The organism is Serratia sp. BFP-2025 (assembly GCF_050880365.1).
In the GTDB taxonomy this organism is placed as follows: Bacteria; Pseudomonadota; Gammaproteobacteria; order Enterobacterales; family Enterobacteriaceae; genus Serratia; species Serratia surfactantfaciens.
Genome location: NZ_JBPAFV010000001.1, coordinates 1,245,045 through 1,269,871 on the forward strand (window position 1 = coordinate 1,245,045; position 24,827 = coordinate 1,269,871).

Below are 24,827 nucleotides of genomic sequence, written 5' to 3' on the forward strand. Positions count from 1 at the left end.
TAGCACAGGTTAAAGAGAGCGTGTGATAGTGTTCTGGCTCCCGAAAGATGAGAATACGCCTAAGTACAGCAACCCGTATGCCAACTTGGTGCGCTTATTATCGCGAGTTGCGCTGTATGCCACTGGGCTCAGGATAAATTCACCTTCTGATTTAAGCTTAGTTTGCTTGCCGGAAAATTTCCTGCCGTAGAAAAAGCTTTTTTTAAGTCATATCAATGACTCAGTTATTACTCTGGGAGCCAAATGCCTTGTCTGGCGCGGCCTGCGGCTTGAATCGTCATCGTTCCGCCATGATTAATTCATAATTCCGCTATAAGTTATTCGATCTTGGTCGTTTTCTATTGTAAAGATTAGGCGCGTAACTAAATTTTCACATAAACTGTTGCGGCTATTAACCCTGTAATTTATGGAAAAAGAACCAGTGAAGATTTCAAAACTCAAAACGCTAGCAATTATCGCTTCCGCAATGGTTTGTGCGCAAAGTGCTCAGGCGGGAACCTGGTCACTCGGCGCTGCCGCGCTGGTTAGCCCGGACGCGTATCGTGGTTATCAGGACCGCGTTTATCCGGTGCCCGTCATCGACTATGAAGGTGACGACTTCTACTTCCGTACGCTGACCGCCGGTTACTACCTGTGGAAAGATCAGGAAAACCAGCTGAGCATCATGGGCTACTACACGCCATGGGGCTACCGTCCGGGCGACAGCGACGACGATCGCATGAAGCGTCTCGACAAGCGCCGCGGCACGCTGATGGCTGGCCTGGCCTATTCGCACAACGCCGAGTGGGGTACCCTCCGCACCACCTTTACCGGCGACACGCTGAACAACAGCAACGGGCTGGTGGGCGATGTGGCCTATCTGTACAAGTTTGATCTGGACGCGCTGACGCTGGTACCGGGCGTAGGCGTGATGTGGAACAGCAAGAACCAGAACAAATATTACTACGGCGTCAGCGCCAATGAATCCCGTCGCAGCGGCCTTGACAGCTACACCCCGGGCGATAGCTGGGCGCCGTACCTCGAGCTGAGCGCCAATTACCAGATCAACAAGAGCTGGAACGCCTTCTTCGTCGGTCGCTATGTGAAGTTGTCGGATGAAGTGAAAGACAGCCCGATGGTGGATAAATCCTACACCGGTTTGTTGATGACGGGTGTGAGCTACACCTTCTAATCATGCATTGCACGATTATCGTGCATCGCGTGCATCAAAAAGGGGCGCTGGCGCCCCTTTTGCACATCTGTAGTGCGCCGCCGCGCTCGGTGTATTAGGCCTTCTTGCGGCTGCGGAAGGTGACGCCCAATCGAGCAGGTTGTTCGCCGGCGGCGATCAGCGGTTTGCTCACGCGCCCGGTCTCTACGCAAACCATGGTTTTATAACCGTCGTTCGGCATGTCCCCCATGCTGCAAGAGAGCTCTACGCCGGGGTTCCAGGCGATAACGTCGCTCATATGGTGGTGGTGAACCTCGATGGTGCGAGCGAGCGCCGGATCGCGGATCAGGCTGAAGGCCTCGGGGCGGGTATAGACGCGGTCGGTTTGGCCGACGAAGGTCACTTCACCGGTCTGGCGCGCTTCGGCGCCGCCCGCCACCTTATCGATATACGGCTCGCCCAGGCCCGCTACGCTGACTCGATCGATGTCGCCGACCTGGAAGTAGCTGTGCAGCGCCGCAGTGGCTTGATAATCGCCGTGCGATTCCAGTTCGATCTCGCACTCTGCACCCAGCTTGAAGCGGGCGATCAGCGTGAAGGCGTGCGGCCACAGTTTGCGGGTCTGTTCGTTGTCTTTCAACGTAAAGGTCAGGATGACGCCGTTGTCATCTTCATCGTGCGCCGTCAGGCTCCAGGGCTGGTTGCGGGCAAAACCGTGCGAAGGTTGCCCGGCTGGGCCGAACCACGGCCAGCAGATCGGCACGCCGCCGCGGATGGCCTTGCCTTTAGCGAAAGGGGTATTGCTGCTGAGCCAAATCACCGGCTGCTCGCCGCTGGGCTGCCAGGCTAGCAAATGGGCGCCCTGCAGCGCGACGGCTGCGCGCACTTTCGGATGCGACACCACAACCACACCCAGCTCGTCGAGTTGACGTTGGCTGATGTAAGGAGAAATCTGTTCGGAAACGGGCAGGGTGAAAATTTTCTCGTTCATTTCATTACCTTATTGTTTGCCGGAGAGACAAATAAAAAAGGGCGACAAAAATGTCGCCCTTATTATCAGCTTAACATCATGCCATTACTTGGAGATGTGAGCGATCAGATCCAGAACCTTGTTGGAATAACCGGTTTCGTTGTCGTACCAGGAAACCAGTTTCACGAAGTTGTCGTTCAGTGCGATACCGGCTTTGGCATCGAATACGGAAGTCAGCACTTCGCCGTTGAAGTCGGTGGAAACCACGTCGTCTTCAACATAGCCCAGAACGCCTTTCATCGAGCCTTCAGCGGCGTCTTTGATGGCTTTCTTGATTTCTTCGTAGGTAGCCGCTTTTTCCAGACGCACGGTCAGGTCAACAACGGATACGTTAGGAGTTGGTACGCGGAACGCCATACCGGTCAGTTTGCCTTTCAGCTCTGGCAGAACCACGCCAACCGCTTTCGCTGCGCCGGTAGAAGAAGGGATGATGTTCTGGGATGCGCCGCGGCCGCCGCGCCAGTCTTTGTGGGACGGGCCATCAACGGTTTTCTGAGTAGCGGTGGTCGCGTGAACGGTGGTCATCAGGCCTTCAACGATACCGAAGTTGTCGTTGATGACTTTAGCCAGTGGCGCCAGGCAGTTGGTGGTGCAAGAGGCGTTGGACACGATGTCCTGGCCGGCATATTTGTCAAAGTTAGCGCCGCGCACGAACATTGGGGTCGCATCTTTGGATGGGCCAGTCAGAACGACTTTCTTAGCGCCAGCGGTGATGTGTTTACGTGCGGTTTCGTCGGTCAGGAAGATACCGGTCGCTTCAGCAACCACGTCAACGCCCACTTCGTTCCACTTCAGGTTAGCCGGGTCTTTCTCTGCGGTAACACGGATGGTTTTGCCGTTAACAACCAGGTGGCCGTCTTTAACTTCTACAGTACCGTTGAAACGGCCGTGAGTAGAGTCATACTTCAGCATGTAAGCCATGTACTCTGCATCCAACAGGTCGTTGATTGCAACGATCTCGATGTCAGAACGCTCTTGAGCAGCACGGAAAACAATGCGACCGATACGGCCAAAACCGTTGATACCTACTTTGATAGTCATATATTCCACCAGCTATTTGTTAGTGAATAAAAGGTTGGTTGTAAAATTACAAAAACCTTACCCAGCGTCAAGCGGAATCGTGTCAATTCTTGCGGCAAGTCAAACCGGAAGGGTGGTTTTGCACGCTTATTGCACAGTCCATTTGCGCTCGGCCTTATCCGTTATATGGGGACAAGCCGCCAAGTATAAAGTCAGCATGCGCAAGATGTGTGATCGTTATCACATATCATCGTGACGTGGCCTTTATGGGCTACAGTTTAGGCCAAAAAACCCTGCAGCGGTGTTAATTTTTTGTTATTATTAATCATTGTTTTCGTTGACATTATCCACATTCAGAGATAAGCACAAATGGCTAAAGAGACAACCCCCGGTCATCCGGTCACGGAACTGAATGAAATCCAACGTTATGTGACGCAACAGCGCGGCACCGAAGCGCCGTTCAGCGGCAAATTGCTGCACAATAAGCGTGAGGGCGTGTACCATTGTCTGTGTTGTAACCAGCCGCTGTTCTATTCCGAAACCAAATACGATTCCGGCTGCGGCTGGCCGAGCTTTTATGAGCCGGTTTCCGCCGATGCGATTCGTTATCTCGATGATAACTCTCATAATATGCATCGTGTTGAAATCCGCTGCGGCCACTGCGACGCGCACCTGGGGCACGTTTTCCCCGACGGCCCGCAGCCGACCGGCGAGCGTTACTGCGTCAACTCCGCTTCGCTGAGCTTCACCGACGGTGAGAATGGCGACCAAACGGCCGGTTAAGTGGTAATTTAACCAACAAAATCGATTCAGCTAATTATTCATCCGTAAGCGAGAAGGGCTCTGATGGACGTGAAAGATCTGATTGCGGCGATGACGCCCGAGATATACCAGCGCCTGGTGCAGGCGGTTGAGCTGGGCAAGTGGCCGGACGGCGTGGCGCTGACGCCTGAGCAGAAGGAAAACAGCCTGCAGGCGGTGATGCTGTGGCAGTCGATGAACAACGTCGATCCGCAGCACATGAGCATCGGCACCGACGGGCAGATCGTGATGAAGAGCAAGCAAGAACTGAAGCAGCAGTTCGTTGCTGAGCCGCTGGTCAAACTCAAACCGCAGTAAGCTGTTCCTAAAGCGGGGCGATGTCGCCATCGCCCCGTCGATTTACCGTTTCTCGCCCTTAATCCCCAGCGATTCCGCCAGCTGTTGCGCCAGCCGGTTGTTGTCGTCCGCGCCGTATTCCCAGAACATCGCACCGCCCAATCCCTGGCTTTTGATGTATTCGGCTTTGATGGCCACCGAACGCGGGTTCTCGTAGGAGATAGCGAACAGCGGTTTGCCTGTGGCGGATTGCAGCGTCAGATAAGGCACTTTGGCGTCGTCATCCCAGTGCTCGCGGAAACGGCGCTGCGGATCGTTGAGCAGTTTGCTGACGATGTCGTGGTATTTAAAGTAAGTGTCTTTGCTGAGATCCAGCCCCAGCGCGTTGAACAGAGCGGTTTCTCGCGCACTGAAATAAGGCTGCGTCACCGGATGTTTGGCGGCGTCCGGCTTGTCCCAGTCGATGCCCGCTTCGGTCGCTCGTTTCGGCACCCGGCCATAAAAACCGATACCGAGGTTCATCTGCGCCGGTTTTAATCCGGCGGCAAGATAATGTTTTACCACGGAATCGGCGCTGTAGCGGTCGGCGGCGGCCACGGTTGGCCAGCGCTTTGAATCGTACAGGTTGGCATTGAAGTACTGCGTGCCGTAAGCCATGTCATAGGTCATCAGATTGATGTAGTTGAGGTGAGGGGCAATGCTTTTCACATCGACCCATTCCTGCGGGCTTTTGACGTTGGCACCGACGGCGATGGTCAGTAGTTTACCTTTACCCAGCGCCTGGTGAAGCTCTTTCAGCAGCAGGGTGAAGTTGTCGCGGTCTGCCGGCTGGCTTTCCACCAGCCCCCAGGCGCCGTTCACCGGGTATTCCCAGTCCAGGTCGATGCCATCCAACTGATGCTGTGCAATCACCTGCAGCGCGGAGCGGATGAATATCGCCCGGTTTTCTGCGGTGGCGGCCGCGCCGGAGAAGCCGCGAGCCCCCCAGCCGCCGACCGACAACAGGACTTTCAACTCGGGGTTCTGTTTACGCAACACCGGCAGCCGTTGCAGATCGGCCGTTACCTTCGGCGACAGGTAGATCTGGTGCCGGCGCGCGGGATCTTTCAACGCCGCATTGGTTTCATCCTTCTCACCGTTGTAGATCAGGCCAAACGAATAGTTGAGGTGGGTGATTTGCGTCACGTCCAGTTTGTCGATATCACCGCCGGGGCCGGCGGTGACGTCGCCACCGCCGTTGAAGTAGCCGACGGAGAGATAGCCTGCCTGCGCCGAGCCGACGCCGGCCATAGCCAACTGCACCGCTGCCAGCAAAGGCAGCAGTTTTCGGGTTAATTTCATGTTTGTCTCCTTGGGTCGGCAAGGCCGACCGTACCGCCAGCGGCGGTCACAATAAAGCCGGGCTAAGCGGGCCCCGGATGCGTATAACCGATTGACGTCAAAAGCGTCGCAGTCATAACAGCAAAAGCGTCTGTCGGTCACAAGCGGCTGGCGGAGAAGAAGGGCGGTATTGTGAGCGGCGTCGATATTTTCGCCGCCGCGCAAAAAGGGCGCCGATGGCACCCGAGAGGATTTAGCTGGCGAGGAACTGTGACAGGGTAACCAGTTGTGCGCCGGCGTGCGCCATGTCCTGCAGCGCCTTTTCGCTGTCGCCCGGCTGCAGATTAACGCCGCGGCAGCCGTCGACGATCACTTGCGTTGGATAGCCGGCAGCCAGCGCATCCAGCACGCTGAACTTCACGCAGTAATCGGTCGCCAGGCCCATGATCGCCAACTGTCGGACACCCTGCGATTGCAGCCAATCGTGCAGTTCGGTCTGCGCCCGGTGGCCGTTATCGAAGAACGCGCTGTAGCTGTCGATATCCGTATCCTGTCCTTTGCGAAAAACGGCATCGATGTGTTGCCGCTGCAACTGGGGATGAAAATCGGCGCCGTGGCTCCCTTGCGCGCAGTGCACCGGCCACCACACCTGCGGCAGGCCTTCCAGCTCGCCGAGGGTGCCGACTTGCGCATGTGAATTCACCGCAAAGCTGCGATGATTGGCCGGGTGCCAGTCCTGGCTGGCCACCACCGGCTCGCCGCGCGCCAAACAGGCGGCGATCGCCCGATTGGCGACCGGAATGACGGCGTCGCCCTCCGTGACCGCCAGCGCGCCGCCGGGGCAGAAATCGTTTTGCAGATCGATCAACAACAAGGCCGTTTTCATCGCCACTCCCTAGGTCAGTGGATTAACCGTTGATGCTCAGTTCACCGCGCAGGTCTTGCTGCATCAGCGTGCGGATTTGTTCCGGCGTCAGCGGCTGACTCAACAGATAGTGCAGTTTGGTCAGTGCGGCCTCCACCGTCATGTCGAAACCGCTGATCACTCCGGCGTGCGCCAACGCGTTGCCGGTGGCGTAGCCTTCCATATTGACGCGCCCGGAGATGCACTGCGTCAGGTTGACCACTACGATGCCGCGTTCGGACGCCGCGCGCAACTCGTCGATCAGCTCGGCCTTCTGCGGCGCGTTGCCGACGCCGTAGGAGCGCAGGATCAGCGCTTTGACCGGCTGCAGCAGGAAGTTGCGCACTACCGCGCCGGAAATGCCCGGATAGATGGTGACCACGCCGATCGGCTGCGGCGTGATGTCGTGCACTTGCAGCGCGCCGTCACACGCCGGACTGTCGATGCCGTGCTGGCGGCGAATATGGATGCCGGCTTCCAGCAGCGGCGGCAGATTGGGGGAAGCGAAGGCGTCGAAGCCGTCGGCGTGCGCTTTGGTAGTGCGGTTGCCGCGGAACAGCTTGTTGTTGAAGAACAGGCTGACTTCATTCACCGGATGGTTGGCCGCCAGATACAGTGCGTTCAGCAGATTGGTTTGGCCATCTGATCGCAGTTCCGCCAGGGGAATTTGCGAACCGGTGACGATCACCGGTTTGGCCAGGTTCTCCAGCATAAAGGAGAGCGCCGAGGCGGTGAACGCCATGGTGTCGGTGCCGTGTAGGATCACGAAGCCGTCGTAGCGGTCGTAGTTCTGTTTGATATCGTCGGCGATGTGTTGCCAGTCTTCCGGCGTCATGTCCGAAGAGTCGATGAGCGGCGCATATTCATGAATGGTGAAATCCGGCATCTCCGGCCGATGGAATTCGGGCATCAGCGCCAGCTGGCGCTGCAGGTGGCCGGAAACCGGGATATAGCCGTGATCGGAACGCTGCATGCCGATGGTGCCGCCGGTGTAGGCGACGTAAATGGATTTCTTTTGCATGGTCATGATTTTAACAAAGATAAGATGGGCTGAATTATAGGGGCATGGCGGCAGAAAAAAAGCCCGGCGATGGCCGGGCTGCAGAATTATTTGTTAGCGGACTTCTCCGCAGGTCAGGCAGATCGCATAGCGGTTTTGCGGATCGTTCAGGTTATTAAACAAGCCCGGCTGTTCTTTCACCGCGTTGGCGACCGACGCCAATGGGGCGGGCAGCATGGCCTGAATCGCCGCCGGCAGCATGGCGTGAATGGAAACGCCGAACTGGCTGAGCACCATATCGCTCAGGCTTGGGGTGTCGACGAACCAGTCGAGCTGCCACTGTTGCAGTTTCGCCAGCTCGGCGGCTTTCTTCACCGCGTCGTCGAAATCACCTAACTGATCGACCAGGCCGTTGGCCTTGGCGTCGCTGCCGAGCCACACGTGGCCTTGTGCGATTTGGTCAACCTGTTGCGGGGTCATCTTGCGCGATTTGGCGACCAGATCGAGGAAGTTCTTATACCCGTTTTCGATGTTCAGCTGCATCATCTGCGAGAACTCCTGCGGCAACGCCTTGGTGACCGCGATGTCGGCCAGCGGCGAGGTCGCCACGCCGTCGGTGTGCACGCCCAGCGTATCCAGGGTTTTCTCGTAGGTGTTGATGATGCCGAAAATGCCGATGGAGCCGGTCAGCGTGCTCGGGCTGGCGATGATGTAGTCGGCCGGCGTCGAGACCCAGTAGCCGCCCGATGCGGCCATGCCGCCCATGGAAACCACCACCGGCTTGCCGGCGGCGCGCACGGCGGCCAGTTCGGAGCGGATCACTTCGGACGCGCTGACGCTGCCGCCAGGGCTGTTGACGCGGAACACCACGGCCTTGATGGCCGGATCCAGGCGCGCCTGACGCAGTTCGGCGGCGGTGGTGTCGCCACCGACGTTGCCCGGCGTCTGCGGGCCGTCCATGATGGCGCCGTTGGCGAACACCACGGCGATCTTGCCGCCCTGGTTGGCATCCGGTTTCGGCTGGTAATCATAGATGCTGATGGCGTTGAAATCGTTCGCCTGTTTGTCCCAGCCAAAGGTTTTGACCAGCTGATTTTCGATCGCGGTGCGCGACGCCAGCTCATCCACCAGCTTATTGTCCAGCGCATAGCGGGCGGTATCGCCACCGGCCGCCTGCAGGCCGCTCAACACGCCGGCCGCGCCCGGGAACAGCTGCTGCGGCGTCAGTTGACGGTTGGCTGCCACGGTCTCCAGGTAATTCTGCCACAGGCCGCCAATCCAACGGCTGTCCGCTTCACGCGCCGCCGGCGACATATCGTCGCGGATCAGCGGTTCTACCGCCGATTTATAGGTGCCGACGCGGAAGATATTGGTGGTGACCTTAAGCATGTCCAGCAACGACTTGTAGTACAGGTTGTTGGTGGCAAAGCCGTGCAGATCGACCGCGCCCTGCGGCGACAGGTAGACCTTGTTGGCGTAGCTGGCCAGGTAGTACTGCGTCTGGTTGTAGCTGTCGCCGATGGCGAAGATCGGTTTGCCGCTGTCGCGGAATTCGCGCAGCGCCTTGCCGATATAACGTAGCGACGGCTGATCGGCGCCGGCGAAGTCATTCAGCTGCAACACCATGCCGGTAATGTTTTTGTCGTCTTTGGCCTTGCGGATGCTGTCCACCACGTCGAACAGCGAATTCTCCTGCAGACGACTGCTGGAGGCGCCCAAGAGTTCGCGGCCCCATTGCCGTACCCGGTTGTTGACCGAAGGCTGATCGACCACTACGCCGCTTAAATCGACCAGCAGTGCGCCGCGCGCCGGAGCCGTCGAGGTGGAAGAACTTTGGAAGGATAGATAGATGCCGACCCCAACCAGGATCAGCAATACCAGGAACAGGTTAAGGATCAGTTCCCTGATAAAATTCAGCAGACGCCATGTCCACCGGAAAATGCCGGCAATAATTTGCCACAATGTGCGCATGTGCTCTCCAACAAGAGTCGAGAATGTTCCGCTATCCTAATGAGCGGCCGGGTAAATGTCAGCTTTAAATCGTGGCACACGGACGCTATCGCCGAGGCTGTAACTCGTCGTTTAGCTATGTTAACGTGGCCGGAATGAAAATTGTTATCAGGAGTTTACGATGGATGCTCTGGATCTTTTATTGAATCGCCGCTCGGCTTCGCGCCTGGCGGAACCGGCGCCGGCGGGTGAAGTGCGCCAAAATATCATCAACGCGGGCCTGCGTGCGCCCGATCACGGCGCGCTGCAGCCGTGGCGTTTCGTGATGATCGAGAATCAGGGTCTGGAGCGCTTCAGCCAGCTGCTGCAGGCGGCGGCGAAGCAGGATCAACTGGACGACGCGGCGATCGAGAAGGCCACTAAAGCGCCGTTCCGCGCGCCGCTGATCATCACCGTCATCGCGCACTGCACCGAAGAGACCAAGGTGCCGCGCTGGGAGCAGGTGGTTTCCGCCGGGTGCGCGGTGCAGGCGATGCAGATGGCGGCGCTGGCGCAGGGCTTTAACGGTATCTGGCGCACCGGCGCCTGGACCGAGCATGCGCTGGTGCGCGAAGCCTTCGGTTGCCGCGAGCAGGACGAGATCGTCGGCTTCCTCTATCTGGGTACGCCGCAGCTGAAGGCCGCCACCAAGGTGACGCCGCCGGACAGCGCGCCTTTCGTCAGCTATTTCTGAGTTTGTTCCCCGCGGGGCGCGGTGAAAATGCGCCAAACCCCGCAAAATCGCATGGTTTCTGAGCAGGCCGTTCGCTTATCGGCGGCCCGCTCTTATCAATCCCCTCGGCAAGCGCTACCCTATGTTATCTTGAGTGCCGTTATCGAAGGGAGTGGACTATGACATCGCCAGCGATCCGTTTAACCCAGTACAGCCATGGCGCTGGCTGCGGCTGCAAAATCTCACCGAAAGTTCTCGAAACCATCTTGCACAGCGAGCGGGAAAAATTTGTCGATCCGCGCCTGCTGGTCGGCAATGAAACCCGCGACGACGCGGCGGTGTACGACATCGGCAACGGCGTCGGCATCATCAGCACCACCGACTTCTTCATGCCGATCGTCGACGATCCGTTCGATTTCGGCCGCATCGCCGCCGCTAACGCCATCAGCGACGTATACGCCATGGGCGGTAAACCGATCATGGCGATCGCCATTCTCGGCTGGCCGATCGCCAAACTGCCGCCGGAGGTGGCGCAGCAGGTGATCGACGGCGGCCGTTTCGCCTGCCAGCAGGCGGGGATCGCGCTGGCCGGCGGCCACTCCATCGATGCGCCGGAGCCCATTTTCGGCCTGGCGGTCACCGGCGTGGTCAATACCGAGCGGGTGAAGAAAAACAGCGCCGCACAGGCCGGGGCGAAACTCTATCTGACTAAACCGCTCGGCATCGGCGTGCTGACGACCGCCGAAAAACAAAGCAAGCTGCGCCCGGAGCATCAGGGCCTGGCGACGGAGGTGATGTGCCGCCTGAATAAACCGGGCGCCGACTTTGCCGAAGTGGCGGGCGTCACGGCGATGACCGACATCACCGGCTTTGGCCTGTTGGGCCACCTGAGCGAAGTTTGTCAGGGCTCCGGTCTGCAGGCGACGGTCTGGTTCGATCGGGTGCCGAAACTGCCGGACGTCGAGGCGTACATCGCCGAGGGCTGCGTGCCGGGCGGCACCGGGCGCAACTTCGACAGCTATGGCCATCTGGTGGGTGAGATGAGCGACCTGCAACGCCAGCTGCTGTGCGATCCGCAGACCTCCGGCGGGCTGCTGTTGGCGGTGCTGCCCGAGGCGGAAGCGCAGGTGTTGGCGATTGCCGAGCAGCATGGCATCACGCTCAACGCCATCGGCGAGTTGCATGCGGCCTCGGCCGGTAAGCCGCTGATCGAGGTCGAGTAGTGTCCAACGTGCAAGGAAGGCCGGACAGCGACGATTACCCACGCATTTTCCTGCAGGACGTGCCGCTGATTGACGTGCGTGCGCCGATTGAATTCCAGCAGGGCGCCTTCGCCCAGGCGCTGAATTTGCCGCTGATGGTCGACAGCGAGCGGCAGGCGGTCGGTACCTGCTATAAGCAGCATGGCCAGCAAGCGGCGATTGCGCTCGGCCACAGTCTGGTGAACGGCAAACTGCGCGAACAGCGCACTACCGCCTGGCTGACGGCCTGCGCGCAGCGGCCCGAAGGCTATATTTACTGTTTCCGCGGCGGGTTGCGCTCGCAACTGGTGCAGCAATGGTTGCATGAGGCCGGCGTGGACTACCCGCGCATCGTCGGCGGCTACAAGGCGCTGCGCAATTATCTGCTCGGCGTGCTGGCGCAAAGCGCCGAGCTGCCGATGGCCCTGGTCGGCGGCAATACCGGTAGCGGCAAGACGCTGCTGGTCAACGAACTGGCCGATGGCGTCGATCTGGAAGGCGCGGCGCGCCATCGCGGTTCATCTTTTGGCCGAACGCTGGCGGGCCAGAGCTCGCAGATCGATTTTGAGAATCGTCTGGCTGTGTTATTGCTGAAAAAACAGCATGGTGGCAGCCGCCGTTGGGTGCTGGAAGACGAAGGGCGGATCATCGGCAGCAACAATCTGCCGTTGCCGTTGTTCAATGGCATGCAGCAGGCGCCGGTAGCGGTGATCGACGATCCGTTCGACATTCGCCTGGCGCGCCTGCAGGCGGAATATATCGACGGCATGCGCGAACAGTTCGAACAAACCTATGGTGCAGAAGAGGGTTGGCGGCAATACGACGACTATTTGCACCATGGCCTGTTCGCCATACGCCGTCGTCTGGGGCTGGAGCGTTTCCAGCAGTTGACGCTGCGACTCGAAGCGGCGTTGCGGATACAGCGCCTCAGCGGCCAGGGCGACGCGCACCGCGAATGGTTGGCGCCCCTGTTGCAGCAGTACTACGATCCGATGTATTGCTATCAGTTGGAAAAGAAAGCCCAGCGGATCGTCTTCCGCGGGAACTATGCAGAAGTAAGAGAATTCTTGATGACGTTCAGCCAGAAAAACGGTGAATAATGCGACTGTTCATAGCCGAGAAACCGAGTTTGGCGCGCGCCATTGCCGACGTATTGCCCAAGCCGCATCGCCGCGGCGACGGTTATATCGCCTGCGGCAACAACGATGTGGTGACCTGGTGCGTTGGTCACCTGTTGGAGCAGGCCCAGCCTGACGCCTATGACAGCCGCTATGCGCGTTGGTCGTTGGCGGATCTGCCGATCATTCCTGAAAAATGGCGATTGCAGCCGCGCCCTTCGGTCAGCAAACAGCTCAATGCGATTAAAAAGTTGCTGCTCGAAGCCGATGAAGTTGTGCACGCCGGAGACCCGGACCGCGAAGGGCAGTTACTGGTGGATGAGGTGCTGGACTATCTGGATTTGACGGCAGAAAAGCGCCAGAACGTGCGCCGCTGTCTGATCAACGATCTCAACCCGCAGGCGGTGGAGCGTGCTGTCGAACGCCTGCGCGACAACCGTGATTTCATTCCGCTGTGCGTGTCCGCACTGGCGCGTTCGCGCGCCGACTGGCTCTATGGCATCAATATGACCCGCGCCTATACGCTGCTGGGCCGCAATGCCGGTTATGACGGCGTGCTGTCGGTGGGCAGGGTGCAGACGCCGGTGCTGGGGTTGGTGGTGCGGCGCGACGAAGAGATAGAAAACTTTGTGCCGAAAGACTTCTTCGAGGTCAAAGCGCACATCGTCACGCCGAAAGAAGAGCGCTTTGTGGCGCTGTGGCAGCCCAGCGAATCCTGCGAGCCTTATCAGGATGAAGAGGGGCGTTTGCTGCATCGGCCGTTGGCGGAGCACGTGGTTAAGCGCATCGAAGGCCAACCGGCCCTGGTCACCGCCTATAATGATAAACGGGAATCAGATACCGCACCGCTGCCATTTTCGCTCTCTACGCTGCAAATCGAAGCGGCCCGGCGTTATAACCTCAGTGCGCAGCAGGTGCTGGATGTTTGCCAGCGGCTGTATGAAACCCACAAATTGATCACCTATCCGCGTTCCGACTGCCGTTACTTGCCGGAAGAGCATTTCGCCGGCCGTCACGCGGTGCTAAACGCAATCAGCGTACATCAACCTGAGCTGTACCCGCAGCCGGTGATCGACAGCGATCGCCGCAACCGCTGCTGGGACGATAAAAAGGTCGATGCCCACCACGCCATTATTCCCACCGCCCGCGCCGGCAAGGTCAACCTGACGCAGGATGAGCGGAACGTGTATGGGCTGGTGGCACGTCAGTACTTGATGCAGTTTTGTCCGGATGCGGTATTCCGCAAATGCGTGATCGAGCTGGATATCGCCGGCGGCAAATTTATCGCCAAGGCGCGTTTCCTGGCGGAAGCCGGCTGGCGTACGCTGTTGGGCAGCAAGGAGCGCGACGAGGAAAACGAAGGTGCGCCGCTGCCGGTGGTGGCTAAAGATGATGAGCTGCTGTGCGAGCGCGGTGAAGTGGTAGAACGCCAGACCCAGCCCCCACGGCCGTTTACCGACGCCAGCCTGCTGTCGGCCATGACCGGCATCGCGCGGTTCGTACAAGATAAAGCGCTAAAGAAAATCCTGCGAGCGACCGATGGTTTAGGGACGGAAGCGACGCGAGCGGGGATCATCGAATTACTGTTCAAGCGGGCGTTTCTGTACAAGAAGGGGCGCTATATTCACTCCAGCGAAACCGGGCGCGCGTTGATTCACTCGCTGCCGGATCTTGCTGCTCGTCCTGATATGACGGCCAACTGGGAGGCTACGCTGACGCAAATCAGCGAGAAATCCTGTCGTTATCAGGACTTTATGCAGCCGTTGGTCGGCACGCTGCAAGAGCTGATTTATCAGGCCAAGCAGAGCCGGGCGAGCATGGCGTTTCGTGGATTGCCACCGCCGCCTGCCAGCGGGGGCAAAAAACGCAGAAAAAGCGCCGGTAAGGCGCAGGAGAAGAGTGAATGAAGCACGGACTCATGGGATTGCTGGCCGCCGCTGCGCTGGCGTTTTCCGGCCAGGCCGCCGCCAACCGTGGCGATGTGGACGTGGTGTTGCCGGTCTCTCCAGAAATCTGGGGTACGGCGAAAAACGGCGTCAATCCGCCGCCGGCGCAGCCCTGCAACCGTTGCTGCGTCTACCAGAATCAAAACTATTCCGAAGGCGCGGTGCTCAAAGTGGAGGGGGAGGTGCTGCAGTGCGTGCGTGAGCCCAACACCATCGGCACCAACCCCTTGATTTGGGTGCGCCTGAAAAAGTGACGATGTAACCTATTGCCGCGCTCAGCGTGCATCGCTTTGCGCGGCGATATAGTCCGCCAGCAGTGGAACGTCGGCGGGCGCCAGAGTGAATTCCTGTGCCTGTTGCGGCGTGACCCAGACCAGCGCCGAGTGGCAACGCTGTTGCAGTTCGCCGGAGAAATCCACGACTCGCCAGGCGTGCAGCCGGATGACGCGTTCGCCTTGCTGCCACTGATTGCTGCCCACATAGGCGTCGACACGGGCGCAAATCCCCAATTCTTCATCCAGCTCGCGCGCCAGCGCCTCTGACTGGCTCTCGCCCGGCTCAACCTTGCCGCCGGGAAACTCCCACAGACCGGCCTGATCGCTGCCTGGGCCGCGCTGGGCCAGCAAAATGCGGCCGTTCTGTTCCAAAATAGCGGCTACCACGTCGATAATTTTCATTGGCTTCACAAAGTAAAACCCCGGCGAGCGCCGGGGTGATGGGTTACAGCGTAAATTCCGCCCAAACCGGCGCGTGGTCGGAAGGTTTCTCCATGCCGCGGGTTTGATAGTCGATGCCGGTGGCGATGCAGCGCGAAGCCAGCGGGGTGCTGGCCAGCAGCAGATCGATGCGCAGGCCGCGGTTATCGTCGAAGCCTTTTGAGCGATAGTCGAACCACGAAAACTCGTCATTGCGCTCCGGGTTGGCGTGGCGATAGGTGTCCACCAGGCCCCAGTTCAGCAGGCGATCCATCCATTCGCGCTCTTCCGGCAGGAAGGAGCACTTACCGGTGCGCAGCCAGCGTTTACGGCTGTCTTCGCCGATGCCGATGTCATAATCGCTGGGGCTGATGTTCATGTCGCCCATGATCAACACCGGGGATTCTGCCGACAGCTGTTGCTCCAGGTAGTTTTGCAGGTCCTGATAGAAGCGCGTCTTAGCCGGGAACTTGATCGGGTGATCGCGGCTTTCTCCCTGCGGGAAGTAGCCGTTGATCACCGTCAGCGTACCCTGCGGGGTCGCCAGATCGGCCATGATGATGCGACGCTGTGCGTCTTCTTCATCGGTCGGGAAGCCGCGGCGTACAGCCAACGGTTCCGCTTTGGTCAGCAGCGCCACGCCGTAATGGCCTTTTTGCCCGTGATAGAACACGTGGTAGCCGTGCTGGCTGACTTCTTCCAGCGGGAACATGTCGTCGTGAACTTTGGTTTCCTGCAGACCGATCACGTCGGGCTGGTGCTGCTCGATAATTGCCGCCAACTGGTGCGGACGCGCGCGCAGTCCATTGATATTAAAAGAGACAAACTTCATGAGCGGTGCCGTTTTCACGAGAAAAATGTGCTGTGATAGTAGCAGAGTTTGGCGGGAAATGTAACGCAGACAGCGGCGGGCCCGCTGACTGCGCAGCCGGTTATTTCGCCCAGCGGTCGTAATTTTTAGGCTGATAGTCGTCAAACTGTTGCAGCAGCGTTTGCGCCGATTCGCTGATGTGCAGCGTACCGAGATAGTCGTGACGCATGAAGCCCTGATCGGCGACATGTTCGAGGAACTGGCTCAGTGGGCGGTAGAACCCGTTAACGTTCAGCAGGCCGACCGGTTTGTTGTGATAGCCGATCTGTCCCCAGGTCCAGATTTCAAACAGCTCTTCCAGCGTGCCGATGCCGCCGGGCAGGGCGATAAAACCGTCCGCCAGCGCCGCCATACGGGCTTTGCGCGTATGCATGTCAGGCACCACTTCCAACTCGGTCAGGCCGCGATGCGCCGTTTCCGCTTCAACCAGGCGCTCAGGGATAATGCCGACAGCTTCACCGCCTGCGGCCAACACGGCGTCCGCCACGATGCCCATCAACCCTTTTTTGCCGCCGCCGTAGATCAACCGGCGCCCCTGTCCGGCCAGCAGTTGCCCCAGTTGACGGGCCTGCTCGGCATAAGCGGGGTTGACGCCTTCGCTGGCGCCACAAAAAACGCAAATATTGTTTCGCATCCACCTGTTCCTTACTGCACTAAAGAAGCCAGTGGTATAGCGAATTGTCGGCCGGAGTTCAAGTTACTGCTGGGAGTGTGGAGATAAAACATCAAGGTGAAAGCGGCGATAAAGGGAGATAAATTGAGTTTATTGATACGAGAGCTATTCACCCTGCGGGCCGCGCTGAAGCGCGTTGTCTCACTGCGTGAGACTCGAACCTTGTCGAAGCTTCTCATCCTTCCCCAGTACGGAGCATTATGGATGTGATGTGCTTTAAGTGGGTTTTGGAGTTTTGTGCAAGGAATGGTGGTGGGGGAAGGATGATTCGTCGCTGCGCGACTCACCCTGCGGGCCGCGCTGAAGCGCGTTGTCTCACTGCGTGAGACTCGAACCTTGTCGAAGCTTCTCATCCTTCCCCAGTACGGAGCATTATGGATGTGATGTGCTTTAAGTGGGTTTTGGAGTTTTGTGCAAGGAATGGTGGTGGGGGAAGGATTCGAACCTTCGAAGTCAGTGACGGCAGATTTACAGTCTGCTCCCTTTGGCCGCTCGGGAACCCCACCATGATATTCATGGATTTACTGATTTTTTAAGGAATGGGCTAAATTCCTGTTGTGTGCTTCTAAGGATTACCGCGCTAAAGCGCGTTGTCTCGCTACGCTCGGCTCGAACCTTGTCGAAGCTTCTCATCCTCCCCCTCAGCGTTTAATGAGATTTCAGCTTTCGCTTCAAGTTCATCAACAAAGAGAAGATGGTGGTGGGGGAAGGATTCGAACCTTCGAAGTCAGTGACGGCAGATTTACAGTCTGCTCCCTTTGGCCGCTCGGGAACCCCACCATATTACATGGCTATTTAACTGGCCTTGCTTGCGAGAGCGCTGTCTCGGTAAGCGGGGCGCATCATATCAAATGAAGCGGATGTGTAAAGCATTGAAATGCAGAAAATGAATCGTTTGCCGTTTTTTTATTCTTGGCGGTGCATCCCTGAACGAAATGCACCGATTTATTGAGCGATTACAGAATAACGGTGCGATTGCCGTAGACGAAGACACGCTGCGCCAGTACCTGGTACAGCGCGCGGCTGAGCACATTTTTCTCAACGTCGCGGCCGGCGCGCATCATATCCTCGGCGGAGTAGGTGTGATCGACGTGGATCACGTCCTGCATGATGATTGGGCCTTCGTCGAGATTGTCGTTAACGTAGTGGGCGGTGGCGCCGATGATTTTCACGCCGCGCTCGTAGGCCTGGTGATAAGGACGCGCGCCGATAAACGCCGGCAGGAACGAATGGTGAATGTTGATCACCTGATTCGGATAATGTTGTACGAAGGCCGGCGTCAGTACGCGCATATATTTGGCCAGCACTACATAATCCGGCTGATATTGATCGATCCTGGCCGTCATTTCGCGGTCGTGCTGTTCGCGCGTCAGGCCTTCGTGGCTCACCAGGTGGAAAGGAATGTCGAAACGCTCCACCAGCGATTGCAAGGTGTCGTGGTTGCCAATCACGGCGGCGATTTCAACGTCGAGACCGCCATAGGCGCTTTTCATCAACAGATCGCCCAGGCAGTGGGCCTCTTTGGTGACTAGCACCACGATGCGCCGGCGTCCGGTGCTGTGCAGCTCGCGCAGTGAACCTTCCGGCAGCGCGCTGTCCAGATCGGCCAGCAGCGTGTTGTCGTTGAAAATGCCTTCCAGCTCGGTGCGCATGAAGAAACGCCCGGTGCGGTGATCGACGAACTCATTGTTCTGGACGATATTGAGTTCGTGCTTGTAACAAATGTTGGTGATCTTGGCGATCAGCCCTTTGGCGTCCGGGCAGATGGTGCGTAACACTTTCCGTTGTACATTTTGGTGTGGCATGAGCTTGGGGATCCTGTCTGAACTGAATGGCCTGTCTGCGCAGGCATAAACGTGAAGCGCCGGCCGGCTAGCGCCCGCAGCACTTCTTATATTTTTTCCCAGAGCCGCAGGGGCAAATTGCATTTCTGCCGGGCTGGGGTTGGGTACCGTCGATATAATACCAACGTTGATCGCGGCGAAGGAAGCGTGAGCGCTCATGCATCGCCTTAGGGGTACCGCTGTCACCGTCGGTAAAACGGGCGATGAATTCGACGAAGCCCTCATCCGCTTCATGGCCGGCTTTCTCTTCCACGATCGTCAAGCCCAGCCATTCGGTGTTTTTAAAACTGTCGACGATGGCATTGCGCCACGCTTCGGCGCCGCAATCGGGGTGCCAGGTGGCGATCAGATAGTCGACGTTATGATTAACGTAGGCGGTGAAGCGTGAACGCATCAGCTGACCCGGGGTCGGCGCCGGCTGGCTGCCATTGATAAAAAGGGCGCAGCACGCGTTGTAGGTCAGTCCGCTGCCGCATGGGCATGATTCGGGCAAAATAACTCCTGAAAGACGAGGCAGAAAATGAATTTAGCGCATATGTTACCTAACAATATTCGTTGGTGACAATCTACCCTGAAAGCAGAGGCAACCCTTTACCGAGAGGATGGCGCTATGCGGCAAATCAAGATCGGACTGGCGTTGGGGGCAGGCTCGGCCAAAGGCTGGGCCCACATCGGCGTGATTAATGCGTTAAAGAAACTGGGGATTGAGGTCGATATCGTTGCGGGTTGCTCTGTCGGTGCGCTGGTGGGCGCGGCGTTCGCCAGCCATCGTTTGCCGGCGATGGAGCAGTGGGTGCGGTCGTTCAGCTATTGGGACGTGATCCGGTTGATGGATTTTTCCTGGCAGCGCGGCGGTTTGCTGCGCGGCGAACGCGTATTTAATGCCGTCGGGCAGCTGTTGAAGATCAATGACATCGCCGAGTGTGCGCTGAAGTTCGGCGCCGTGACGACCAACCTCAGCACCGGCCGCGAACTGTGGCTGACCGAGGGCGATATTCATCAGGCGGTGCGCGCTTCTTGCAGCATGCCCGGCCTGTTGGCGCCGGTGTGGGCCGACGGCTATTGGCTGGTGGATGGCGCGGTGGTGAATCCGGTACCGGTGTCGCTCTGCCGGGCGCTCGGCGCCGACATCGTCATCGCTGTCGATCTGCAGCATGACGCGCATCTGATGCAGCAGGATCTGTTCTCGGTACGCGGTGAGGACCAAAGTGCGGATGATGCCCCCGTAGGCAATTGGCGCGGGCGTCTGCGAGAGCGGGTTGGCAGAATGCGGCAGCGCAAACCGACGACGGCGCCGACGGCGATGGAGATTATGGGCACGTCGATTCAAATGTTGGAAAATCGTTTGAAACGCACGCGGATGGCGAGCGATCCGCCGGACGTCTTGATCCAACCTTTCTGTCCGCAGATTTCGACGTTGGATTTCCATCGCGCCGAAGAGGCGATCGAGGCGGGACTGCTGGCGGTGGAAAAACAACTGGATCGGTTGTTGCCGTTGATAAAAAATAGATAATTCTCGGTTCTCGGTTGGCAATGCACGGTCGGTCTGTTTCAGACGAGCATAAGTGACCTTTTTGAGCCACTATTACACTATGGAAAGGGACGAGGCTCGGCTGATGGCATTACCACTCACTCACAAGCGCATCTTGATCGTGGAGGACGAACAGGTTTTTCGTTCCGTGCTGGTCGGGTACTTGACCTCGCTGGGCGCAGAAACCGGCGAAGCGACCAACGGTTTGCAGGCGCTGAGTGCCGTGGATGATTTCAAGCCGGATCTGATTCTGTGCGATCTCGCGATGCCGGAAATGGGCGGCATTGAATTTGTCGAGCACCTGCGTCTGCAGGGGGTGCAGATCCCGGTGCTGGTGATCTCGGCCACCGACAAGATGGCTGACATCGCCAAGGTATTGCGGCTGGGCGTGCAGGATGTGTTGCTGAAGCCGCTGACCGATCTGAATCGCCTGCGTGAAGCGGTGTTGGCGTGTTTATATCCCAATATGTTCACCTCCCAAGCCATTGAAGAGGTCGAGCTGTTTCAAGATTGGGATGCGTTGAGCAAAAATCCTTCCGAAGCGATTAAATTGCTTAAACAGCTGCAGCCGCCGGTACAACAGACCATTGCGCATTGCCGGATCAATTATCGGCAGTTGACCACGGGAGAGAATCCCGGCCTGGTATTGGATATCGCAGCGCTGTCAGAAAAGGATCTGGCGTTCTATTGTCTGGACGTCACCCGCGCCGGCGATAATGGCGTATTGGCGGCGTTGCTGTTGCGCGCATTATTTAATGGATTGCTGCAAGACCATCTGGCTAATCAACAACATCGCTTGCCGCAAATGTCGGCATTGTTAAAGCAGGTTAATCAATTATTGCGACAGGGGAAATTGGAGGGGCAATTCCCGCTGTTGCTGGGATATTATCACGCCGAAAATAAAAACCTGATTCTGGTTTCCGCCGGGCTACACGCCAATGTCAATACCGGCGACAATCAAATTCAGCTGAGCAACGGCGTGCCGCTGGGTACGCTGGGCGCCACCTACATGAATCAGATCAGCCAACGCTGCACTGCCTGGCAATGTCAGGTATGGGGGAGCGGAGGCCGATTGCGACTGATGCTCAGCGCTGAATAATCGGTGCCGAGTGGCGAGATCTTAAGCTATTCACTTATCGGTAATTAAACCGTTTATTTATTCCCCCGATTATCAGAGCGGGTAATAGTCCTAAATGTTTTCTATTTGTGTTCTGGCTAATGCTCGGCGCGCATAAGCTGGTATACTCCGAAGGTTTTTTTATATCGAGCCCAAGCTCATAAAATGAGCGCTTTAGCTTTAAGAGAGGGAATAATGCCTGCTGTAAATCGCAAAGTCAGAAAAGCCGTGATCCCGGTTGCAGGCTTGGGTACGCGGATGTTGCCGGCCACCAAAGCCATTCCAAAAGAAATGTTGCCGCTGGTTGATAAACCGCTGATCCAATACGTCGTCAATGAGTGCATTGCGGCAGGGATTAACGAGATTGTGCTGGTCACTCACTCCTCCAAGAACTCGATCGAAAACCATTTTGATACCAGTTTCGAGCTGGAAGCGATGCTGGAAAAACGCGTCAAGCGTCAATTGCTGGATGAAGTTCAGTCGATCTGCCCGAAAGGCGTTACCGTGATGCAAGTCCGCCAGGGGAACGCGAAAGGTTTGGGGCACGCAATCATGTGCGCTTACCCGATGGTGGGCGATGAGCCGGTCGCCGTGGTGTTGCCGGACGTGATCCTCGACGAATACAGCGCCGATCCGAAAAAAGACAATCTGCGCGAGATGTTGCAGCGCTTCGAAACCACCGGCGTCAGCCAGATCATGGTTGAACCCGTGCCGCATAAGGATGTCGGAAACTACGGCGTAGCCGACTGCAAGGGCGTCGATCTGCAGCCTGGTGAAAGCGCGCCGATGGTCAGCGTGGTCGAGAAGCCGTCGCCGGATAAAGCGCCTTCCAACCTGGCGATCGTCGGTCGTTACGTGCTGTCCGCCGATATTTGGCCGCTGCTGGCGAAAACGCCTCCGGGCGCCGGCGATGAAATTCAGCTGACTGACAGCATCGAAATGTTGATGCAGCAGGAAACGGTGGAAGCGTATCACCTGAAAGGCGTGAGCCATGACTGCGGCAACAAGCTGGGTTATATGCAGGCGTTTGTGGAATACGGCATGCGTCATGCCAGCCTGGGCAAAGAATTTTCTCAGTGGCTGCAACAGGTTGTTGCCGCTGACAAGCAATAATTGAGAGCTCTTGGGGCTTAATTTGAAAAACTAGGATTTTCACATGAAAGTAACAGTTTTTGGTATTGGCTATGTGGGTCTGGTGCAGGCCGCCGTGCTGGCTGAAGTCGGCCATGACGTGATGTGCATCGACGTCGACGAACGAAAAGTCGAAAACCTGAAAAATGGTAATATCCCGATTTTTGAACCGGGCCTGACCCCGTTGGTGCAGCAAAACTATGAGGCCGGCCGCCTGCATTTCACCACCGATGCCAAAGCGGGCGTGGCGCACGGGAATATCCAGTTCATCGCCGTCGGTACGCCGCCGGATGAAGACGGTTCCGCCGACCTGAAATATGTCACTGCGGTGGCGCGCACCATCGCCGAGCACATGACCGATCGCAAAGTGGTGATCGACAAATCCACCGTGCCGGTCGGTACGGCGGACAAGGTGCGCCAGGTGATGACTGAAACGCTGGCGAAGCGCGGCAGCAATGTGCCGTTCGACGTGGTGTCTAACCCGGAATTCCTGAAGGAAGGCGCGGCGGTGGCAGACTGCATGCGTCCTGAGCGCATCGTCATCGGTACCGATAATAAAGATGTGATCGAACCTATTCGCGAGCTGTACGAACCCTTTAACCGCAATCACGATCGCATGATCATGATGGATATCCGCAGCGCGGAGCTGACCAAATACGCCGCTAACTGCATGCTGGCGACTAAAATCAGCTTTATGAACGAAATGTCCAATCTGGCGGAAATGCTGGGGGCGGACATTGAGAAAGTGCGTCAGGGCATCGGTTCCGACTCTCGCATCGGTTATCACTTCATCTACCCTGGCTGCGGTTACGGCGGCTCGTGCTTCCCGAAAGACGTGCAGGCGCTGATCCGCACGGCGGAGCAGATCGGTTACCAACCGAAGCTGCTGCAGGCGGTTGAGCAGGTCAACTACCAACAGAAAGACAAGCTGAACAGCTTTATCAACGACTACTTCGGCAGCGATCTGAAGGGCAAAACCTTCGCGCTGTGGGGCCTGGCGTTCAAGCCGAATACCGATGACATGCGTGAAGCCTCCAGCCGCGTGCTGATGGAACAACTGTGGGCTGCCGGCGCCACCGTTCAGGCTTACGATCCGGAAGCGATGAATGAAGTTCAACGCATCTATGGCCAGCGTGATGACTTGAAGCTGATGGGTACCAAAGAGGCTGCGCTGCACGGCGCCGATGCACTGGTGATCTGCACCGAATGGCAGAATTTCCGCGCACCGGACTTCGACGTGATCAAAAGTGAACTGAAGCAGCCGGTGATCTTCGATGGACGTAACCTGTACGATCCGGAGCGTTTGCAGAATCGCGGCTTTACCTACTACGCGATTGGCCGCGGTGCCTCGATTAAACCGGTTATTTAAGGAGTGGGCATGAAATTCCTGGTTACAGGCGCCGCAGGGTTTATCGGCTATCACGTTGCAGAGCGTTTGTTGACCGCCGGTCATCAGGTTGTCGGCATTGATAACCTGAACGACTATTATGACGTGGGCCTGAAAATGGCCCGTCTGGACAGACTGGCGGATAAGCCGGGATTCCGCTTTATTAAGCTGGATTTGGCCGATCGTGAAGGTATGGCGGCATTGTTTGCCGAGCATCAGTTCCAACGAGTCATTCATTTGGGAGCTCAGGCCGGCGTGCGTTATTCGTTGGTCAATCCGTTGGCTTATGCGGATGCTAACCTGATCGGCCATTTAAACGTTCTGGAAGGTTGCCGTCATAATAAAGTTGAGCATTTGCTCTATGCCTCTTCCAGTTCGGTATATGGCCTGAATCGCAAGCTGCCGTTTGCAACCGAAGATTCGGTTGATCATCCGGTGTCACTGTATGCGGCAACTAAAAAGGCCAATGAGCTGATGTCGCACAGTTACTCCCATTTATACGGTCTCCCTACGACGGGGCTGCGCTTCTTTACCGTTTATGGTCCTTGGGGGCGTCCGGATATGGCGCTGTTCAAGTTTACCAAGGCTATATTGGCGGGGGAGAGCATCGATGTATATAACCACGGTGAAATGCACCGTGACTTTACTTACATCGATGATATTGCTGAGGCGATTGTACGGCTGCAGGCGGTTATTCCGCAGGCAGATCCGTCATGGACCGTTGAACAGGGATCGCCGGCGACCAGTTCCGCGCCGTATCATGTTTATAATATCGGCAATAACACGCCTGTTAAACTGATGGAATATATCCGTGCATTGGAGCTGGCATTGGGGGTGACTGCCCGTAAGAATATGCTGCCGATGCAACCTGGAGACGTGATGGATACCAGCGCGGATACGGAAGAGCTTTATCGTGACATCGGTTTTAAACCGGAAACCAGTGTTGAAGAGGGCGTAAAGCGCTTCGTTGACTGGTATAAGGCATTCTATCAGGTTCAATAATTGAACGTGGGTGTGAATGCGATAAAGGGACCTTAGGGTCCCTTTTTTTTCACTGAAATTTCATGCTAGAAGGAAAAACGAATTAGG

General features: G+C 57.4%; 24 protein-coding genes, 2 tRNA genes and 2 other RNA genes. 13 read left to right on the forward strand and 15 right to left on the reverse strand.

The window, feature by feature from the left end; translation table 11 throughout:
- Nucleotides 1–406: 406 nt before the first annotated feature.
- On the forward strand, nt 407–1,171 hold the full coding sequence (locus tag ACRAWE_RS05835) for a MipA/OmpV family protein (protein ID WP_015378103.1): 765 nt from the start codon (nt 407–409) through the stop codon (nt 1,169–1,171).
- A gap of 94 nt (nt 1,172–1,265) precedes the next feature.
- On the opposite strand, the gene ACRAWE_RS05840 is transcribed toward ACRAWE_RS05835, so the two are convergent.
- Nucleotides 1,266–2,141 (reverse strand): D-hexose-6-phosphate mutarotase, encoded by an 876-nt coding sequence (locus tag ACRAWE_RS05840; RefSeq protein WP_019452765.1) that lies wholly within the window; start codon nt 2,139–2,141, stop codon nt 1,266–1,268.
- 84 nt (nt 2,142–2,225) lie between these two features.
- On the reverse strand, nt 2,226–3,221 hold the full coding sequence (gapA, locus tag ACRAWE_RS05845) for a glyceraldehyde-3-phosphate dehydrogenase (protein ID WP_004932222.1): 996 nt from the start codon (nt 3,219–3,221) through the stop codon (nt 2,226–2,228).
- Nucleotides 3,222–3,569: 348 nt separating this feature from the next.
- Between gapA and msrB the strand changes: the two genes are divergently transcribed.
- The gene (gene msrB / locus ACRAWE_RS05850; RefSeq protein WP_019452764.1) at nt 3,570–3,983 is read left to right on the forward strand and encodes a peptide-methionine (R)-S-oxide reductase MsrB; all 414 of its coding nucleotides are present in this window, start codon (nt 3,570–3,572) and stop codon (nt 3,981–3,983) included.
- A gap of 63 nt (nt 3,984–4,046) precedes the next feature.
- Complete coding sequence (locus ACRAWE_RS05855) at nt 4,047–4,319, forward strand: YeaC family protein (protein WP_004932218.1); 273 nt, start codon at nt 4,047–4,049, stop codon at nt 4,317–4,319.
- A gap of 42 nt (nt 4,320–4,361) precedes the next feature.
- Here the strand turns inward: ACRAWE_RS05855 and ACRAWE_RS05860 are convergent, their stop codons facing one another.
- The 4 genes from ACRAWE_RS05860 to sppA all read right to left on the reverse strand — a co-directional run bounded on the left by ACRAWE_RS05860 (nt 4,362) and on the right by sppA (nt 9,493).
- The gene (locus tag ACRAWE_RS05860) at nt 4,362–5,639 is read right to left on the reverse strand and encodes a glycoside hydrolase family 18 protein (RefSeq protein ID WP_019452763.1); all 1,278 of its coding nucleotides are present in this window, start codon (nt 5,637–5,639) and stop codon (nt 4,362–4,364) included.
- Nucleotides 5,640–5,871: 232 nt separating this feature from the next.
- Nucleotides 5,872–6,504, reverse strand: a complete 633-nt coding sequence (gene pncA, locus ACRAWE_RS05865) for a bifunctional nicotinamidase/pyrazinamidase (protein ID WP_063918462.1) — start codon at nt 6,502–6,504, stop codon at nt 5,872–5,874.
- Between the two features lie 22 nt (nt 6,505–6,526).
- On the reverse strand, nt 6,527–7,543 hold the full coding sequence (gene ansA, locus ACRAWE_RS05870; protein ID WP_025159798.1) for an asparaginase: 1,017 nt from the start codon (nt 7,541–7,543) through the stop codon (nt 6,527–6,529).
- 93 nt (nt 7,544–7,636) lie between these two features.
- Complete coding sequence (gene sppA, locus ACRAWE_RS05875) at nt 7,637–9,493, reverse strand: signal peptide peptidase SppA (RefSeq protein ID WP_103101069.1); 1,857 nt, start codon at nt 9,491–9,493, stop codon at nt 7,637–7,639.
- Between the two features lie 160 nt (nt 9,494–9,653).
- Here sppA and ACRAWE_RS05880 point away from each other — a divergent pair, with 160 nt between their 5' ends.
- The 5 genes from ACRAWE_RS05880 (at nt 9,654) to ACRAWE_RS05900 (ending at nt 14,743) form a co-directional block, all read left to right on the forward strand.
- Nucleotides 9,654–10,205: an NAD(P)H nitroreductase gene (locus tag ACRAWE_RS05880; RefSeq protein ID WP_019452759.1), complete on the forward strand. Its 552-nt coding sequence runs from the start codon at nt 9,654–9,656 to the stop codon at nt 10,203–10,205.
- A gap of 158 nt (nt 10,206–10,363) precedes the next feature.
- On the forward strand, nt 10,364–11,407 hold the full coding sequence (gene selD, locus ACRAWE_RS05885; RefSeq protein ID WP_019452758.1) for a selenide, water dikinase SelD: 1,044 nt from the start codon (nt 10,364–10,366) through the stop codon (nt 11,405–11,407).
- Nucleotides 11,407–12,525 (forward strand): tRNA 2-selenouridine(34) synthase MnmH, encoded by a 1,119-nt coding sequence (gene mnmH, locus ACRAWE_RS05890; RefSeq protein ID WP_019452757.1) that lies wholly within the window; start codon nt 11,407–11,409, stop codon nt 12,523–12,525. Before selD ends, mnmH begins: the two co-directional genes overlap by 1 nt.
- Entirely contained in the window at nt 12,525–14,450 is a 1,926-nt protein-coding gene (locus ACRAWE_RS05895) for a DNA topoisomerase III (protein ID WP_019452756.1), read from the forward strand. Before mnmH ends, ACRAWE_RS05895 begins: the two co-directional genes overlap by 1 nt.
- The gene (locus ACRAWE_RS05900) at nt 14,447–14,743 is read left to right on the forward strand and encodes a YnjH family protein (RefSeq protein WP_063918458.1); all 297 of its coding nucleotides are present in this window, start codon (nt 14,447–14,449) and stop codon (nt 14,741–14,743) included. The genes ACRAWE_RS05895 and ACRAWE_RS05900 overlap by 4 nt, the downstream gene beginning before the upstream one ends.
- 21 nt (nt 14,744–14,764) lie before the next feature.
- Here ACRAWE_RS05900 and ACRAWE_RS05905 read toward each other — a convergent pair whose 3' ends face one another.
- The 9 genes from ACRAWE_RS05905 to ACRAWE_RS05945 all read right to left on the reverse strand — a co-directional run bounded on the left by ACRAWE_RS05905 (nt 14,765) and on the right by ACRAWE_RS05945 (nt 19,065).
- Nucleotides 14,765–15,166 (reverse strand): pyrimidine (deoxy)nucleoside triphosphate diphosphatase, encoded by a 402-nt coding sequence (locus ACRAWE_RS05905; protein WP_197668031.1) that lies wholly within the window; start codon nt 15,164–15,166, stop codon nt 14,765–14,767.
- Nucleotides 15,167–15,209: 43 nt separating this feature from the next.
- A complete protein-coding gene (gene xthA, locus ACRAWE_RS05910) occupies nt 15,210–16,016 on the reverse strand; it encodes an exodeoxyribonuclease III (RefSeq protein WP_063918456.1) in 807 nt (268 codons plus the stop codon).
- Nucleotides 16,017–16,116: 100 nt separating this feature from the next.
- Nucleotides 16,117–16,689: a TIGR00730 family Rossman fold protein gene (locus ACRAWE_RS05915; RefSeq protein ID WP_019452752.1), complete on the reverse strand. Its 573-nt coding sequence runs from the start codon at nt 16,687–16,689 to the stop codon at nt 16,117–16,119.
- 112 nt (nt 16,690–16,801) lie between these two features.
- A non-coding RNA gene (locus ACRAWE_RS05920) (RtT sRNA) lies at nt 16,802–16,925 on the reverse strand.
- 50 nt (nt 16,926–16,975) lie between these two features.
- Nucleotides 16,976–17,102, reverse strand: a non-coding RNA gene (locus ACRAWE_RS05925) — RtT sRNA.
- A gap of 47 nt (nt 17,103–17,149) precedes the next feature.
- Nucleotides 17,150–17,234, reverse strand: a tRNA-Tyr gene (locus tag ACRAWE_RS05930).
- Between the two features lie 189 nt (nt 17,235–17,423).
- A tRNA-Tyr gene (locus tag ACRAWE_RS05935) sits at nt 17,424–17,508 on the reverse strand.
- A 176-nt stretch (nt 17,509–17,684) separates the two neighbouring features.
- Entirely contained in the window at nt 17,685–18,533 is an 849-nt protein-coding gene (gene purU / locus ACRAWE_RS05940) for a formyltetrahydrofolate deformylase (protein ID WP_019452751.1), read from the reverse strand.
- Between the two features lie 67 nt (nt 18,534–18,600).
- Entirely contained in the window at nt 18,601–19,065 is a 465-nt protein-coding gene (locus tag ACRAWE_RS05945; protein ID WP_019452750.1) for a YchJ family protein, read from the reverse strand.
- Nucleotides 19,066–19,182: 117 nt separating this feature from the next.
- Between ACRAWE_RS05945 and rssA the strand changes: the two genes are divergently transcribed.
- The 5 genes from rssA (at nt 19,183) to ACRAWE_RS05970 (ending at nt 24,740) form a co-directional block, all read left to right on the forward strand.
- Nucleotides 19,183–20,085, forward strand: a complete 903-nt coding sequence (rssA, locus tag ACRAWE_RS05950) for a patatin-like phospholipase RssA (RefSeq protein ID WP_432525093.1) — start codon at nt 19,183–19,185, stop codon at nt 20,083–20,085.
- Nucleotides 20,086–20,188: 103 nt separating this feature from the next.
- Nucleotides 20,189–21,202 (forward strand): two-component system response regulator RssB, encoded by a 1,014-nt coding sequence (gene rssB, locus ACRAWE_RS05955; protein WP_025159797.1) that lies wholly within the window; start codon nt 20,189–20,191, stop codon nt 21,200–21,202.
- Nucleotides 21,203–21,415: 213 nt separating this feature from the next.
- A complete protein-coding gene (galU, locus tag ACRAWE_RS05960) occupies nt 21,416–22,333 on the forward strand; it encodes a UTP--glucose-1-phosphate uridylyltransferase GalU (RefSeq protein WP_432525094.1) in 918 nt (305 codons plus the stop codon).
- 43 nt (nt 22,334–22,376) lie between these two features.
- Nucleotides 22,377–23,720 (forward strand): UDP-glucose dehydrogenase family protein, encoded by a 1,344-nt coding sequence (locus ACRAWE_RS05965; RefSeq protein ID WP_432525095.1) that lies wholly within the window; start codon nt 22,377–22,379, stop codon nt 23,718–23,720.
- A 9-nt stretch (nt 23,721–23,729) separates the two neighbouring features.
- On the forward strand, nt 23,730–24,740 hold the full coding sequence (locus ACRAWE_RS05970) for an NAD-dependent epimerase (RefSeq protein WP_019452745.1): 1,011 nt from the start codon (nt 23,730–23,732) through the stop codon (nt 24,738–24,740).
- The last annotated feature ends 87 nt before the right edge of the window (nt 24,741–24,827 follow it).

Excerpts from the sequence above, each read along its gene's own strand:
- ACRAWE_RS05965 (WP_432525095.1), top strand. The coding sequence starts at position 22,377 with ATGAAAGTAACAGTTTTTGGTATTGGCTATGTGGGTCTGGTGCAGGCC.
- selD (WP_019452758.1), top strand. The coding sequence starts at position 10,364 with ATGACATCGCCAGCGATCCGTTTAACCCAGTACAGCCATGGCGCTGGC.
- ACRAWE_RS05905 (WP_197668031.1), bottom strand. The coding sequence starts at position 15,166 with ATGAAAATTATCGACGTGGTAGCCGCTATTTTGGAACAGAACGGCCGC.
- pncA (WP_063918462.1), bottom strand. The coding sequence starts at position 6,504 with ATGAAAACGGCCTTGTTGTTGATCGATCTGCAAAACGATTTCTGCCCC.
- sppA (WP_103101069.1), bottom strand. The coding sequence starts at position 9,493 with ATGCGCACATTGTGGCAAATTATTGCCGGCATTTTCCGGTGGACATGG.
- msrB (WP_019452764.1), top strand. The coding sequence starts at position 3,570 with ATGGCTAAAGAGACAACCCCCGGTCATCCGGTCACGGAACTGAATGAA.
- ACRAWE_RS05840 (WP_019452765.1), bottom strand. The coding sequence starts at position 2,141 with ATGAACGAGAAAATTTTCACCCTGCCCGTTTCCGAACAGATTTCTCCT.
- ansA (WP_025159798.1), bottom strand. The coding sequence starts at position 7,543 with ATGCAAAAGAAATCCATTTACGTCGCCTACACCGGCGGCACCATCGGC.
- purU (WP_019452751.1), bottom strand. The coding sequence starts at position 18,533 with ATGCCACACCAAAATGTACAACGGAAAGTGTTACGCACCATCTGCCCG.
- rssB (WP_025159797.1), top strand. The coding sequence starts at position 20,189 with ATGGCATTACCACTCACTCACAAGCGCATCTTGATCGTGGAGGACGAA.
- gapA (WP_004932222.1), bottom strand. The coding sequence starts at position 3,221 with ATGACTATCAAAGTAGGTATCAACGGTTTTGGCCGTATCGGTCGCATT.
- ACRAWE_RS05895 (WP_019452756.1), top strand. The coding sequence starts at position 12,525 with ATGCGACTGTTCATAGCCGAGAAACCGAGTTTGGCGCGCGCCATTGCC.
- ACRAWE_RS05915 (WP_019452752.1), bottom strand. The coding sequence starts at position 16,689 with ATGCGAAACAATATTTGCGTTTTTTGTGGCGCCAGCGAAGGCGTCAAC.
- galU (WP_432525094.1), top strand. The coding sequence starts at position 21,416 with ATGCCTGCTGTAAATCGCAAAGTCAGAAAAGCCGTGATCCCGGTTGCA.
- xthA (WP_063918456.1), bottom strand. The coding sequence starts at position 16,016 with ATGAAGTTTGTCTCTTTTAATATCAATGGACTGCGCGCGCGTCCGCAC.
- ACRAWE_RS05970 (WP_019452745.1), top strand. The coding sequence starts at position 23,730 with ATGAAATTCCTGGTTACAGGCGCCGCAGGGTTTATCGGCTATCACGTT.
- ACRAWE_RS05855 (WP_004932218.1), top strand. The coding sequence starts at position 4,047 with ATGGACGTGAAAGATCTGATTGCGGCGATGACGCCCGAGATATACCAG.
- ACRAWE_RS05900 (WP_063918458.1), top strand. The coding sequence starts at position 14,447 with ATGAAGCACGGACTCATGGGATTGCTGGCCGCCGCTGCGCTGGCGTTT.
- ACRAWE_RS05860 (WP_019452763.1), bottom strand. The coding sequence starts at position 5,639 with ATGAAATTAACCCGAAAACTGCTGCCTTTGCTGGCAGCGGTGCAGTTG.
- ACRAWE_RS05835 (WP_015378103.1), top strand. The coding sequence starts at position 407 with ATGGAAAAAGAACCAGTGAAGATTTCAAAACTCAAAACGCTAGCAATT.
- ACRAWE_RS05880 (WP_019452759.1), top strand. The coding sequence starts at position 9,654 with ATGGATGCTCTGGATCTTTTATTGAATCGCCGCTCGGCTTCGCGCCTG.
- rssA (WP_432525093.1), top strand. The coding sequence starts at position 19,183 with ATGCGGCAAATCAAGATCGGACTGGCGTTGGGGGCAGGCTCGGCCAAA.